Origin of the sequence: Streptomyces sp. NPDC093591 (assembly GCF_044764885.1) — a bacterium.
Taxonomy (GTDB): domain Bacteria; phylum Actinomycetota; class Actinomycetes; order Streptomycetales; family Streptomycetaceae; genus Streptomyces.
The window spans coordinates 333,643-347,288 of sequence record NZ_JBIWIY010000004.1; the positions used below are offsets into that span (position 1 = coordinate 333,643).

At 68.8% G+C, this 13,646-nt stretch carries 13 protein-coding genes and 2 pseudogenes; 10 read left to right on the forward strand and 5 right to left on the reverse strand.

Features of this window, described 5'->3' with window-relative positions; genetic code table 11:
- Positions 1-162 precede the first annotated feature (162 nt).
- The 4 genes and pseudogenes from ACIREI_RS10975 to ACIREI_RS10990 all read left to right on the forward strand — a co-directional run.
- Positions 163-425: pseudogene (locus ACIREI_RS10975) on the forward strand (hypothetical protein); the annotation flags it as partial.
- A gap of 1,135 nt (positions 426-1,560) precedes the next feature.
- Positions 1,561-2,040 (forward strand): RICIN domain-containing protein, encoded by a 480-nt coding sequence (locus ACIREI_RS10980; RefSeq protein ID WP_403330252.1) that lies wholly within the window; start codon positions 1,561-1,563, stop codon positions 2,038-2,040.
- Positions 2,041-2,435: 395 nt separating this feature from the next.
- Positions 2,436-2,573: a hypothetical protein gene (locus tag ACIREI_RS10985; RefSeq protein WP_403330255.1), complete on the forward strand. Its 138-nt coding sequence runs from the start codon at positions 2,436-2,438 to the stop codon at positions 2,571-2,573.
- A gap of 19 nt (positions 2,574-2,592) precedes the next feature.
- The gene (locus ACIREI_RS10990; protein ID WP_403330258.1) at positions 2,593-3,027 is read left to right on the forward strand and encodes a polyketide synthase dehydratase domain-containing protein; all 435 of its coding nucleotides are present in this window, start codon (positions 2,593-2,595) and stop codon (positions 3,025-3,027) included.
- Positions 3,028-3,076: 49 nt separating this feature from the next.
- Here the strand turns inward: ACIREI_RS10990 and ACIREI_RS10995 are convergent.
- Positions 3,077-3,483, reverse strand: a pseudogene (locus ACIREI_RS10995) (ISL3 family transposase); the annotation flags it as partial.
- A 43-nt stretch (positions 3,484-3,526) separates the two neighbouring features.
- Between ACIREI_RS10995 and ACIREI_RS11000 the strand changes: the two are divergent.
- Complete coding sequence (locus tag ACIREI_RS11000) at positions 3,527-3,826, forward strand: NAD(P)-binding domain-containing protein (RefSeq protein WP_403330261.1); 300 nt, start codon at positions 3,527-3,529, stop codon at positions 3,824-3,826.
- Between the two features lie 1,188 nt (positions 3,827-5,014).
- Positions 5,015-5,323, forward strand: coding sequence for a hypothetical protein (locus ACIREI_RS11005; RefSeq protein WP_403330264.1), 309 nt, complete (start codon positions 5,015-5,017; stop codon positions 5,321-5,323).
- 329 nt (positions 5,324-5,652) lie between these two features.
- Here ACIREI_RS11005 and ACIREI_RS11010 read toward each other — a convergent pair whose 3' ends face one another.
- A complete protein-coding gene (locus tag ACIREI_RS11010; RefSeq protein WP_403330267.1) occupies positions 5,653-6,570 on the reverse strand; it encodes a hypothetical protein in 918 nt (305 codons plus the stop codon).
- A gap of 291 nt (positions 6,571-6,861) precedes the next feature.
- Positions 6,862-7,980 carry a hypothetical protein gene (locus ACIREI_RS11015; RefSeq protein ID WP_403330270.1) on the reverse strand — a complete coding sequence of 373 codons (1,119 nt, stop codon included), beginning with the start codon at positions 7,978-7,980 and terminating at the stop codon, positions 6,862-6,864.
- Positions 7,981-8,533: 553 nt separating this feature from the next.
- Between ACIREI_RS11015 and ACIREI_RS11020 the strand changes: the two genes are divergently transcribed.
- Complete coding sequence (locus ACIREI_RS11020; RefSeq protein ID WP_403330273.1) at positions 8,534-8,971, forward strand: pyridoxamine 5'-phosphate oxidase family protein; 438 nt, start codon at positions 8,534-8,536, stop codon at positions 8,969-8,971.
- A 654-nt stretch (positions 8,972-9,625) separates the two neighbouring features.
- Here ACIREI_RS11020 and ACIREI_RS11025 read toward each other — a convergent pair.
- Positions 9,626-10,591, reverse strand: a complete 966-nt coding sequence (locus ACIREI_RS11025) for a pirin family protein (protein WP_403330276.1) — start codon at positions 10,589-10,591, stop codon at positions 9,626-9,628.
- A gap of 146 nt (positions 10,592-10,737) precedes the next feature.
- Here ACIREI_RS11025 and ACIREI_RS11030 point away from each other — a divergent pair, with 146 nt between their 5' ends.
- The 3 genes from ACIREI_RS11030 to ACIREI_RS11040 all read left to right on the forward strand — a co-directional run bounded on the left by ACIREI_RS11030 (position 10,738) and on the right by ACIREI_RS11040 (position 12,108).
- A complete protein-coding gene (locus ACIREI_RS11030; protein WP_403330279.1) occupies positions 10,738-11,229 on the forward strand; it encodes a MarR family winged helix-turn-helix transcriptional regulator in 492 nt (163 codons plus the stop codon).
- Positions 11,226-11,672 carry a MarR family transcriptional regulator gene (locus ACIREI_RS11035; RefSeq protein ID WP_403330282.1) on the forward strand — a complete coding sequence of 149 codons (447 nt, stop codon included), beginning with the start codon at positions 11,226-11,228 and terminating at the stop codon, positions 11,670-11,672. The genes ACIREI_RS11030 and ACIREI_RS11035 overlap by 4 nt, the downstream gene beginning before the upstream one ends.
- Before the next feature lie 88 nt (positions 11,673-11,760).
- Positions 11,761-12,108 carry a tetratricopeptide repeat protein gene (locus tag ACIREI_RS11040; RefSeq protein WP_403330284.1) on the forward strand — a complete coding sequence of 116 codons (348 nt, stop codon included), beginning with the start codon at positions 11,761-11,763 and terminating at the stop codon, positions 12,106-12,108.
- A 63-nt stretch (positions 12,109-12,171) separates the two neighbouring features.
- On the opposite strand, the gene ACIREI_RS11045 is transcribed toward ACIREI_RS11040, so the two are convergent.
- Positions 12,172-13,572 (reverse strand): PepSY-associated TM helix domain-containing protein, encoded by a 1,401-nt coding sequence (locus tag ACIREI_RS11045; RefSeq protein ID WP_403330287.1) that lies wholly within the window; start codon positions 13,570-13,572, stop codon positions 12,172-12,174.
- Positions 13,573-13,646: the final 74 nt, after the last annotated feature.

The following is a 13,646-nucleotide window of genomic DNA, read 5'->3' on the forward strand; positions in this document are numbered from 1 at the left end:
CATGGGCGCACAAGGGTCGCTTCAAAGATTCCTCCACCAAGGCACTGGAGGGGAATCTCCCTGCTATCTGCGCGATGAACGATGTCGATCTCTTGACGCTTCCCTAGTGCTCCGACATGCATCGAAGCGCTTCGAAAGCACTCTCCGCTCCACCGCAAGGGAATCCCATGTGTCTGCCACACGCGGCGCACACACCACGCCGTTCCACGCCCACAGCTGGCTTTCGCGAAGCGCATCGACGACCTTCTGTCGCGGCTCACCTTCGACGTAAAGATGGGATGCCTGCAGCAGTTCTCGCCCAGGCGGTCATCCTCGGTGCGACCTGGAACACCAATCTCGTACGGTGGGCCGGCGAGGCCGTCTCCAGGGAGACCCGCGCGATGCGCGCCCGCGACGACCGGGTGGGCCTGAACGTCAGGTCCCCGCAGACACGCTCGGTCGATCTCTTCGCGGGCGACAGTCCGGTACTGGTGGTGCTCACGCTCTTGCCGGGTACGGCCGAGCCCCACGGCTTCGCCGATTGAGCGCTCCCGCTGTCGGCGGCCAGCGGTGCGAACACCTTCAAGCGCAGGTAGCCGGGGTGTTCCGTCAGCCGGCCATTCGACGCCTACGCCCCTGCTTGACCGGACTACGCATCAGGTGGCCTGACCAGCGCCCACAGTATGCCTGACACCCCATCAGAACGAGCGTCACGAGCGTCATTTCAGCGTCAAAATATCGCCCGTAACGCCCACACCGCACATAATACGCATGCACAAAAGAGCAGGTCAGGAGCCCTTCGCGGCCGGTTCAAGGATCGCAACGCACTCCACATGATGCGTCATCGGAAAGATGTCAGCCTGCGCGAGTCACGGAAAAGGCCCCTCCAGAATCCCCTTTGCCGGCTCGTTGTCCCGTACGTGGACGCGTGAGCGTCAAACGAGCGTCATGACCAACAGGCCCATCTCCCCTTCTGGCGGAACGGGCTGTCACGATCAGCCCCCTGTACGAGCCCGCTGCCACCAACCCCGGACGCAAGCACGTAGCTCATGCAGTGCACCACTTCTCCGCCGCACCGGTGGACGCCCGCAGCGACGGACCCACGGGGCCCGGCGGATGACCGGCCGAAACTCCCGGCCGCTGGAGAAGCTACGCGATCCGGCGCGGGGGTCATGAAGTCGCGGGCTGCCTGCCCTCGGCCGGACGAAGCCCCGGCTACGGGAAGCGGAGGCGGCCGACCGGTGGGTTTGTTTGATCAGCGCCGCCCATAATGAGACAGCCGACCTGGAGAAGCAGCTGCCGTTTTCTCGTTCTTGCCGCCCTCGCTGCCGGATGCCGGTCCCCTTGCCTGTTCGAAACCAACGGTGCCCTATCCCATCGCTGCGTCGCCGGTTGCACCTGCGGGTGACGCTCGGTCAAGTGGTCCGAGGAGAGCCGTCCGCCTGTTCGAGATCTCCCGGACAGGATCTGACCTCGGGAAACGACCGGTGACCGCCCTGTTGTACAGCGAGCCGCTGCTTACGCTCAGTCGCAAGGGGTGTCCGCCCCTGTGACGAACTCTCGAGGCTGAGGAGCACTGACTTGACGGACCTCGTACTGCTCGCGGGCGGATCTGTGACGATGACCCACCACATCACCGGCACCTACTTCATGTGCAACGACTGGCACGACGGCGTCGGCAACCACACCCAGACCTGGGCACAGGACCCGTTCGCCAAGGACAACACCTCGCACCGATGGTTCCTGCGGCAGCACAACGACGGCACCGTGCGCATCGAGTCGTACGCCAACCGCCGCTGCCTCACAGCAGGAGCCAACCCGCCCGACACCGTGACCCTCCGAGAGAGCACCGACAGCCTCAGCCAGCACTGGCGGCTGATCGCCCACGCAGAGCGAGGCAACGACTTCTACCTGGTCTCGGTCGTGCACCCGCGCTACGCCCTGGCCATCGCCGACCACCTCCAGGGCAACGACCGGCTGGTCGGCCTGACCCGCATGTGGGGCGGACCCAACCTCTCCCAGCTGTGGCGGATCTACCCCTCGTCAGAGGACCGGGACTGACACCGGAGGAGCACGCGCCGAAGACGCCTTCGTCGTACGGGCCCCCGCTGCGGGCGTGATCGGCGCCCTCTCCAGCAGCGACCGCACTGATGACTGCCGCCGCGCAAGCTGGCATGGAGAGCACCGCCCTCCCGTCGGAGGGCGGTGCTCTCCATGCGGTTCTCATCCGACGGTACAGTCGGGGCAGGCAACGCCGGCGGCCTGAGGAACGGCCACCAAGACCGCCGTGAGGGGTCCTGCGCGTCTCGACAGCCAGAGGAACCCGTCCTCATCGCCTCCCGCACTGACGCCTCCGCGCCGTGGACGTCGCACGCTCGTGGCCGCGTACGCCGCCTCACCGCCCCCGTGCCTGCACCGGTGCAGACCCCTGAGGCCGGCACGACGGTCGACGCGGCGTGCACTACGAGCACGCTGCTCGTGCCGGCCTGGCCTACGGCCCGGCGTTCCAGGTCCTGACCGGCCTGAAGGTGACCGACACAGCGATCACCGCCGGCTACCGGCTGCCTCCTGCGGGCCACGGAAGGCAGTGCTGAGCTGGAAGCGCACCGCGCGGTGTGCGACGGTGCGTTGCAGGCAACCGCACCGCTCTTCGCCCATGCCGCCGACGGCCGCATGTTCCTGCCCGCGGCGATCGAGTCCGCCCGGCTCTGGCAGCAACCTCCGGCCCACGGACTGATCCACGTGGCGCTGCGCCACTTGACCGCTTCGGACGCCGTCGTGGACGTCACCGTCAGCCAGGAGGACGGCACAGTCGCCGCCCAGCTGACCGGCCGCCGCCTGCACGCCGTCACGACACGGACCAGCTCCAGGAGCTGGCGACCGTACTGCGTTACGCACCTCCCCTGGCCACCTCCCGTCGAACACCCCGGGCTTTTCCGCCGCGGAAGGGCGCTGCGACGATGCCGACCTCGTCGCGTCGGCCGTCGATCGCGCGGCCGAGGACCTCACCGGTGTCGCCGTAACCGTCGGCGGTGTCCAGGCGGGTGACGCCGAGCTCCGCGGCTGCTTGGAGGATGGCGCGGGCTGCGGCGCCCCTGTCGGCCGTGCGGTCGGGCAGGACGTCGATCGGCTCATGGGTCTCGGCATCGATCACCACCGTGGCGTAGCGGTACCGCCGACGCGGGACGAAGTCGTCGACGCCGATCACGCGGGGCGCCCGTCCGACGGGCAACGGGATGCGCAGGGCCGCGCCAGGCCCACCGCGAGTATCGTCGGCACACGCGATCCAGCCCGGCCCGCCGACTCCGTGACTACGGGCCTTGACCTGGACCTGCCTGGCCAGATGGACCGTGCGGCGCTGGTATCGCTCCAGCACTCCGGGCATCTGCTCGCGAAAGGTCTGCCGGCTGCCGCGTGTGGGGCAGCCCAGACGCCGCACCCGCACACGGACACCACCCGGCGGTCGTCGACCGGCACGTCGGCGACTGTCCGCCAGGAAGGCCCAGGAGGAAGGCATTACGCCGCCCATCACAGGCTCGACGTCCGGGTGGCCACCCTGGCGCAGCGCATCGAGCGGGCCGAGCCGGGTTCGAGAGCACTGTGGCTGGTCCATACCCCCGACGGGCCGGTGCGCACGAATGCGGTAGTGGTGGCCACCGGCCGCTGCCATACCCCGCACCTCCCTCACTGGCCGGGGCGTTCGTCCTTCACGGGCAGGCTGCTGCACTCGGCCCACTACCGTTCTCCGGCGCCCTACCGCGGGCAGCACGTCCTGGTGGTCGGCACCGGCAACAGCGGTACCGAGATCGCGAGCGTCCTGGCCGGGGCCGGAGTCGAACGGGTATAGATCTCAGTCCGTACGCCGCCCAACATCCTGCCCCGCTCCAGTGCCCGTTGGCATGCGGTCGGCCGGCTGACGGAGGCCCTCCCGCTCGCGTGGCGCGACCGCACATCCCTGCTCACGCAACGTCTCTCGGTGCCCGACCTGACCTCGCGGGGACTGCCGCGGCCCCGTACGGGCCTGTACACCCGCAATGCCCGCGAAGGGGTGAGCCCGGTACTCGACAACGGCTTCGTGGACGCCGTCCGCTCCGGGCGGGTCGAGCCGGTCGCGGCTGTCCAGGCGTTCGACGGCCCGGACGTGGTACTGGCCGACGGCATCCGACTGCGGCCCGACACAGTCATCGCCGCCACCGGGTACCGGTCCAACCTGCAGGGCCTGGTCGGGTCCCTGGGCGTACTCGACGAGGCCGGGCATCCCCTCGCCGTAGGGGCACAGAACCATCCCGCAGCCCCCGCCTCTACTTCGCCGGATACACCAATCCCCTCACGGGTGTCCTTCGCCAGGCGGGCATCGAGGCGCGCGCCATCGCCCGCGCGTTCCGCCGTGAGAAGGCGTGAGCGCCCCTTCTCGCCCCCCAGCTTGGTGACCGCACGGCCGACGCACTCGACAACGGGCATGCTCCGAGCTGACGGAGCCTCGGAAGCCTGACCGTTCAGCGATTCGCCCAGCAGGGCGATCGGACGCCGCGGTGACGGTCGGGGGCAGGCGTGGACGCTTCGGCGGAGAGCAGCGCAGGGGCATGGATACGGTGGTCACTTCGATCGGGGCCGCCCGCTCGTGCCGCGTCGGTGTGGCGGCGGAAACAGGGGCGGCTTGATCCATGGCCGTGACCGCCGGCATGACTGCGGCCTCCCCGAGCCACCGGCGATGGCGCCGTGCGGCTGTCGCGGCAGCCGCGCTGTGTGCCACGCTGAGTGGTGCTCTGGGCACCGCGACGTCCGCGGTGGCTGAGTGAGGTGCCCGGCAGCGTCGGCGAGGTCTGCAACGCCAGCTCCGGTCGGCACATCGGCACCTACGGCAACTGCGGTCAGGTGCACCCGCGTTCGTTGATGCGCACTGGCCGGCCTTCTCCGACCGCAGCTGGACCTTCACTCCGCGCGAGCACGGCAGGTACCACGGCTTCCAGAGCACCACCGAGGGAACCTGTTGGAACCGCAGCCAGAAACCGGCGGCCGGCGGCGACCGGGACCGATGCGGCCACGGCTTGCCACCCTGGCGCCGTGCAGCCCGAACGCGACGAACCAGCAGTCCCAACTGTGGTCGAAGCCCTACCCGGCCGTCACCGTGCGGGAGCGTCCCACCGGAGAGCTGCTGCGCCGGCGTGACGCCGTCCTCCAGCGCAGCCCGGACGCACGCGATGCCCTGCGGCTGGACGGCGAAGCCACCGGTGGTTACCGCATCCGCTGCACTGAAGAAGCGCAGGAGCAGCTACGACAGCAATATTTCAGAAGGCAAATGGGCATGGTCCAGTGGGTAGTTTCCCGTGAGGTGCTGGTGTGATCAGGCCGTCGGTCCCGCGCGACCGTGGCCGCCTTCAGGTAGCCGTCGTCCGCCACGTCCTGCGCGCACGCGACGGTCAGTTCCCGCACCCGAATGTACGACCGCACCACTTCGTCCCTGCGGCAGTCAGGAACGATGTCAAGACGCGTAGCCGGCTGCGCAGTCGCGGGCCTGGGCCGGAAAGCCAGTCCCGCTCAGAAGGAGCGAGTGGAGGAGACACCAGCTCTTTGCACCGGCGGCAGGGCCGGCCCGCCGGTCCCGCCGCATCAGGCGTCTGTACTCTCCGCTCACCCGGCACGACGCGCGGCCGGCTGTGATCTGGCCTGAGCTCAGGTCAGCGGGGTGTTGGCCAGAACCCGGCGCAGAATACCCCAGGAGAGGTCGGACTCGGTGTCGAAGGAGCAGCGCTCCTTGGACTTCTCGTCGATGTAGTCGAAGGAGTCACGGTTGTAGCTGTCACCGTCGTCGTCCTCGATGGCGGTCTGCTCCGGGTTGAGGTAGACGTGGAAACTGGCGCCGAATTCGGCGGTGGAGTTCATGTAGCCGGGGCCGGTGGTGCCGCCGCCGCCGTCGATCGGGCAGTACACCCGGTGCACGGCGTAATTGTCCGCTGAAAGCCAGGCGCACTGGCCGGGGGTGAGGGTGAGCAGGCCGAGCTTGCGGGCGTCCCACTTGAGATGTTCGTAGACCATGACGTCGAGCTGGCCGGCGAGGCAGAAGACGATGCCGGTGGTGTGGCCGTGGGAGTGGATGGGTGAGTAGTGCTGCGCCGGCCAGATCTCCAGGACCACGGGCGAGCCGATGTCGCCCTTCGGGTGGTCGTCGTGGTGGAGGTGGCCGTGTTCGCTCGCCAGATCGTCGTAATCGCCACGGCCGGAGCAGGCGACGCGAATGTAGGGCGGATGGGTGTCGTCCTTCTTGTACTTCTCCACCAGGATCTGACGCAGGAGCCCGACCTTGTCACCAGGTTCGGCGGCGGGGGCGAGGTGTTTGCGCATGGCTTCGACCTCCCAAGCGGACAGGCGCAGGTCCTCGGCCTTGCGCGCGAGGTCCATGACGGCTGGCGGAATCATCAGCTGGCGGGCGTACTCGTCGAAGGAGGTGGCCTGTCCGATCACCAGCGACGGTACGGCCTCGGCGCCCTTGAGGCGCAACTGCCGTTCCTCCTCCTTGGTGATGTGGAAGGGATACTTCGCCCTGCCGTACTCCGGGCGGTCGGCGGCGGTCCGGGTGGTGGTCAGGCTCATGAGATGACTCCTGTTTTGGGGCGACGCGGCGCTGGACGCGCCACGTCGGCTGGGGTAATGGGCGACTCTCCGTAGGCGACGCAGCGGCGTGAGCGCATGTTGCAGGGGACTTCGCCAGCTGCTCGACACGTTCGGGGAGTTGGGCTCACCCCTCGGATGAGCCGGTGCGAACCCGGAGCTCTTGAGCGCTGGGCGCTCAGCAGCCGGTGAACGTAACCGGCGACGGTGATGGTGCAGGTGTGCGCCAGATGACGCCTGGGACCGGCCGGCGGCGAGTCCAGGGTGACTTGATCAGCGGCTGGGCAGGCGTGTGGCCTTGAGGCCGTCGAGGAGGTACTCCTGGGGCAGGTGAGCCGGGTCCCCCGGGACAGTGATCTGTACGGTGATCGGCCGGGAGCTGCCCGCGGCGAGGAACTGGTCGTTCTCGGCTTCCAGGTACACCTTGCCGTCCTGGGCGATGACATGTACGCCGGATGCTTCGGCCTTCGCGCCCTTCACCGTGGGCAGATCGAAGGAGATCCGGAACCTCCTGACGTCCTCGGCCTTGCCGCTGTCCTTGCTGACGGCGGTGAGCGTGAGGTCGAAGCTGTACACCCTGCCCCGGGGTTCGCTGTTCTCCCATGTCCGGTTGAACTTCTTGGACACGGCAATCTCGTCGTAACTGGGCGGGACAGGCATAGGGGTGATACGCCCGGCGCCGTTCATGATTTCCAGGGCGCCTACGGGTACCCTTCCCCGCCCGATGCGCTGCGAGTGGTCGGGGATCGTGGCCGTGGTCAAGTCGAGGTGGTTGACGTTGCCCGCAGAGTCGACGGCGTAGAAGTTGCCGTCCTGGTCGAAGAAAGTGGCCGAGTACGACTTCCGCGAGCCTGCTGCGGCGCTGGCTTCCGCCGGTGGGAAGACCCCCCTCTTGAGGACGGTCTTCATGGGCTGCCTGCTCGGATCGACGAGCAACAGGTCGCCGTTGTCGCCCTCCACCGAGATCAGCCGCCCGTCCCTGGGGTGGTAGGCGAAGTCGTCCCACCGGCCGCTTCCCGGGGCGTTGCGAGGCATGGCCTTCAGGGCCGCCACATCGATGGCATAGCTGTGCACCTCGGGGTTGCTGACGACGAAGAGGATCTTCCCGTCGGGGTCCATGTCACCGTCGAACCAGGGCCCGCTCGGCAGCCCGTCGATGACCTGGTCCTTCAGGGTGCCGGCCGCCACGTCGATGGTGATGAGCTTGTTGTGGCTCACTGCCAGTAGCAGGGGCTCCTTGTCGTCGCCACGGTACTGCGCACCCATTGCGGTGTAACCGGGCTCGTAGGGCGGCACGTTCGCGACGACGCGGGTGTCACCGTCGATGGGGTCGAAGCGGTAGATCCGGGTGTTGGTCCTGCCGACGGCGAGATACACCTTGCGGTGAGCCATGCGCTGGACGTCCTTCCACGAGCGATTGAGGGACCACTCATGATTTGCGCGCGCCCACCCGCACCACAAGCACTCTCTGTATCCGTTCGAACACAATGAGCCACCCCGGCCTGGCAGCTTGCTAAGCTCCTGCGGCCCCCGGTCGGATCGCACAAGACTGCGCCCGCGTTTCCCCGCGCGACACGTCCGAACATTCGGAGGCCCTCCGGCGCAGGCTCCACAGCCCGGCCACCTTCAGGAGACTGATTGCTGCTCAGGCGGAACGGTCGTCCATGCGTGAGCAGTGCAGCGATGACGGCGACGACACGCGCCGACGAGCGCCGCACGCCTGGCCGAACACAGAAGATCCCTCGGGCTGTGACGTCTTCCAACGGCCCCAGTTGATGAAGATCCGTTGTCTCCTGGACGTCTTCAAGTGGCCCCCGGGATTGGTCATCGCCGGGACCACTTGAGGGGCCTGCCCTCTTCTTCCGGGAGCTCGGGGCGCCTGCGGCTTTGGTCGTAGGTCGCAGGTCGGTGGTGAAGTGATCGGCGGCAACGGAAGATTGGAGCTGTGGAATCTTCTCGTTTTGATGTGGACGCATTCCTGCAGCAGCCGCTCACCGCTCGTATCGCGACGAGCGGGCCGACGGTGCGGCCTGTCTGGTTCCTCTGGGAAGAGGGAGCCTTCTGGACCTTGACAGGCCCTTGGGCCCGGTTGTTCGACCGCGTGAAGGATGACCCGAACGTCGCCCTCGTGGTGGACGAGTGCGATCTCGCGACGGGGTGTGTCCGGCAGGTGATCGCTCGGGGCCAGGCTGAGCTGGTGCCCTTTGACGTGCCGAGGGGGCGGCGCAAGCTCGCCCGCTATTTGGGTGCGGACGAGGCGTTGTGGGACGAGCGTTTCGTGCACTACCTGCACGATGATCCGGGCGAACGAGGCACGATGTGGCTGCGTTTGGTGCCTGCCTCGCTCACCGCGACTGATCTCAGCTACTCCGTGGCGTCGTGACGGTGTGCTTGGCAGCGTCGTTCCTGTGCGCCTTGGTGCGGGCCAGGCGGTAGGACTCGGTTCCGGTCTCGATGATGGTGGCGTTGAACGTGAGGCGGTCCACGATCGCCGCGCAGAGCCGTGGGTCACGGGCGGCTTGCACCACAGGACCTCCGGGGTCGCTCATTTTCATTGGTCAGGGCGACGCGCGTGATGTACCACGATCAGACGAACAACCTGCTAGTCACCCTCCCGGGCAGCACCTTCGGATCGGACGCAAGCGGCGCTGCCGAGAGACAGCGGCGACAACGGAATGTGGTGGAACCTCAACAAGGCGGCAGTGTGAGCAACGCCGTCCCTCCTCAACGCCTGACTCGACCGCCAGCCAGGTCAGCATCGTTCCGGACGTCACCGAAACCGCAAACGCCTCCGCAAGTCCCGAAGCTGGGGAAAGAGCCCCTCACCCGAGCCTGACGAGGCGTCAGCAAAGTCAGCATCAGGTCAGCAAGAGTCCTGCCACAGCCGCCCACAGACAGCCACACCGTGGAATCGCCAACCGCACCGGCCTGAGCCAGCCGGCTGTTTGGACGCCTTCCGGCAAGCAGGTGGAAGACAGTGTGAATTACCCGACCACCTTCCGCCCTGAGACCACCAACGCTGGCGCGTTTCCGCAGGTCAGCGCACCCTCCCCCGCGGTTTCAACGGGACCGACGGCAGTTCCGGTGCGGGCAGTGGAGCCCCGTCGTACCCCTTCACTTCTCCGAACCGGGAGCCTTCCATCCAGTCCTGACGGGCCTGCACGATCTCTTCTTGAGACCGCCCGATCCAGTTCCAAAACATGATCAACTCCTCCTCGAACGGTTCACCGCCGAGGAGCATCAGCCCGGCGTCCGACTCCGCCCGCAGCGGGAGTTCGGTGCGGCCGCAGCCGAGGTAGAGCATCGAGCCGGGCAGCACCGGTACGCCGTCCACGTGGGCCTCGCCGGACATGGACAGGACGGCGTACTCGAAGTCGGGTTCCAGGGGGAGGCGTACGTCGGCGCCGCGCGAGAGGGCGAGGTCGGCGCCGACGATCGGGGTGTATGTCGTACCGGGTGAGGTCGCGCCGTCGAGGCCGCCGAGGATCAGCGTGGCCCGCAGGCCCGGCGCCGTGACGACCGGCAGTTCGGCGTGGCGTTCGAAGTGCGGGTCGGTGTGGCGGTGGCTGTCCGGGAGGGCGACCCAGAGCTGGGCGCCGTGCAGGTAGCGGGCGTGGGACTTCGGGCTCTCCTCGGAGTGGCTGATCGCCCGGCCGGAGGTCATCAGGCCCAGCTCGCGCGGGCGGATCGTCTGGAGGCTTCCCGTCGAGTCGCGGTGCAGCACCTCGCCCTCGTGCAGCCAGCTCACCGTCTGCAGCCCCATGTGCGGGTGCGGCGGCACCTGCATGCCGGGCTCGTCGGCGATGTCGTCGGGGCCGTAGTGATCGACGAAGCACCAGGCGCCGACCATGCGCCGGCCCAGGTTGGGCAGCAGGCGGCGGACTTCGGTGGACTCGCCGAGCTTGACGCGGCGAGGGCTGAGGAGTTCGCGTACGGGCTCCGCCACGACGAAACCGCGGCCACCGCAGATGGCGGGCACCGCGTCGCGATCAAGATTGCTCATGTCGCCCAAACTAGCCCCGCCGGGGTCGCTTCGTCAGTCCGTCACCCGGGCCTGTCTCGATGCATTCCCGACGCATTCCCGACGCATCCCCGATGCGCCCCCGAAAACAGTAGCCATGTACATAGTAGCTATGTACTGTATTCGCCATGAGCAAGGGTTCCGAGAACGTCTCGCCCGGTTTCCTGGTGTGGCGCCTGTCCACGAAGTGGCGGGTCGCGGTCGACCGGGCCGTGACCCCGCTGGGGCTCACCCACGCGCAGTACGCGCTGGTGGCCTCGCTGTACGGCATGCAGCACCGCGGAGAGCGCCCCAGTCAGCGGCGCCTCGCCGACCACACCGGGCTCGAACCGCTGTACGTCTCCAAGCTGGCGCGATCCCTGGAAAGCGCCGGCCTTCTCGAGCGCACCCGGGATCCCCGCGACCCGCGCGCGGTGCAGCTTGCGCTGACCGACCAGGGACGCGAGCGGACCCGGCAGGCGATCGAGGTCGTCCAAGGGCTTCTGCGACAGCTGCTGGAGCCGCTCGGCGGCCTGGACAGTGCGCGGACCCGGGAGTTCACCCGCGACCTGGCGACCCTGCTCGACGCACCTCTCGACCCGCTCGCCACCGACAGTGAGTCCGACAAGGAGCAGTCATGACCGCCACCACTCCCCTGGTCAACCCCCGAGTCATAGCTCTGGCCCACTACGCCGCCCGCGCCGTCCTCGAGCGCGCACTGGACCACCACGGCGCGACATTCCAGCAGTCGGTCACGCTCCGGCTCGCCGCCGTCGCCGACGGGCCGGTCGATCGGGACCACGTCATCGACGGTGTCGTCGGCGCCCTGAAGATCGACGCCGCGCAGGCACAGTCCGTGGTCGACGAGCTGATCGCCGCCGAGCTGCTGGCCCCTCAGGGGCCGTCCCAGGTCCGGATCACGGACGCGGGACGGGAGCTGTACGACAGGACCTCCGCCGCGACCGCCCCCATCACCGCCCGGATCTACGCCGGTATCCCGGCCGAGGACCTGGCCGTCGCCGGGCGGGTGCTGACCCTGATCACCGAGCGGGCCAATGCCGAACTGGCCGCAGTGCCGCAGTGACCCAGAAGCCGTCTGCCCGCGTGGCCCACTAGTGGAATATTGAACCAACGTGCTCCGTTAACGGCGTCGAAGTACGAAGGAGGCACGAGTGGACACGACGTACTACGACCACGGAACACCGGCCGAGCGCTGGGAGCGCGCGCAGATGTTCTTCGACGCCAAGGACTACGCCGCCGCCGCGCGCGTTCTCGGCAAGCTGGTCGAGGAGGCCCCGCAGCAGACCGGAACGCGGCTGCTGCTGGCACGCGCGTACTACCACTCGGCCCAACTGCGGCGCGCGGAGGACGAGTTGCGCGTCATCGTCGAGCGCGACCCGGTCGAGCACTACGCCCGGCTGATGCTGGGCCGCACCCTGCAACGGCAGGGGCGGCACGAGGAAGCCGAGCCGCACCTGCGCCTCGCCTCGGCGCTGGCGGGTGACTTCGAGCGGCTCTGAAGAGTGCGAGCGATGCTTGGGGCCCGGTTCACCCCGGAACCGGGCCCCAAGTCCTTCCTCCCGCTAGTTCACCTCCGCGGGCGTCCGCTTCCCCCGCCGGTGGGCCACCTCTCCGAGGACGACGTCCACCACGATGAAGGCGGCCAGTGACACGCCGAACAGCGGCACGAGGTAGCCGAGTGCGGCGACGACCGCCACCAGCGGCACCAGGATCTGCGGGGGCACCTGCTGCCAGGCGCCCCGCGGGATGGGGCGACCGAACGCCGAACCCCGGCCGCGCTGCCACCACATGCGGTAGCCCCACACGATCAGCACGATCAGCGAGAGCGCGAGCAGCATCAGGGCGATCTGGTTGGCCAGGCCGAAGAGGACGCCCGTGTGCAGGTCGATGCCCCAGCGGGTCAGCTTGGCCAGCACCGGGTAGTCGGCGAACCGCAGCACGTCGGTGACTTCGCCGGTGGACGGGTCGATCGCGGCCGCGTCCTGCTTCGTCGGCCAGCTGCGCTGCACCTGCTTCACCACGTACGCGGACGAGGCGTCGGCGGGCGGCACGATCTCCACCGGGTCACCCAGGCCCTCGGCGCGCGCGGCCGCCAGGACCTTGTCGAGGCCGACGCCGTGCTCGCCGCTCCCTCCGGTGCCCGCGGCGGCGCCGTGAGCCGCGTGGTCGCCGCCCGCCGAGGACGAGACGGACGGGGTGGCCTGGCCGAGCGAGGTGCGCAGCTCGTCGATGTTGGCGCCGGCGTACGCCGACCAGGTCAGGCCGGTCGCCGAGAGGAAGAAGAACCCGGCCGCGGCCCAGACGCCGACCGTGCCGTGCAGACCGAGCGTGCGGCGGCGCCCGCTGGTTCCGCGCACCTTGCGCAGGGCGCGGCGGCGGGAGAACCACAGCACCAGGCCGCCGCCCGCGATCACCCACAGCCAGCTCGCGGCGAGCTCGCTGTAGAGGCGGCCGTTCTCGCCGAGGTGCAGGTCGCGGTGGAACTCGTCGATCCAGGTGCGCAGGGGCAGCGCGCCGGTCGAGCCGTACTGTTCGAGGGCGCCGCGCACCTTCGCGGTGTACGGGTCGACGAACACGGCGAGCGTGTGGTCGGCGTCGACGCCCTTGACGCCGGACAGCAGAACCCTGGTGGCGGCGTCGTCCGCCGGGGAGGGCCGGATCGCGGAGACCGTGCCCTCGGGGTGGGCCTTGCCCGCGGCGGCGACCTGCTCGGATATCGGCAGCTTCGCGTCGCCGACCGGGACGGTCATCTCGTGGGCGTACACGATCCTCTCGGCCTGGAACGCACCGGCGTACAGGAAGCCGGTGGCCGCGGCGACGAGCAGGAACGGCGCGACGAGCACTCCGGCGTAGAAGTGCAGACGCAGGACGAGCGGGCGCAGCGGTGCCCATCTGCGGGGCGCCGAGGCCAGGGCGTCGGGCTGCGTCGTCTCCTCGGTGACGGTCGAGGGAGCGGTGGACATCGGCGGCATCTCCGGGGGTGGGACGGGGAGTGGGGACGTTCTCTGTCTGCGGTGGCGATCCAGTAGTCGGGCGG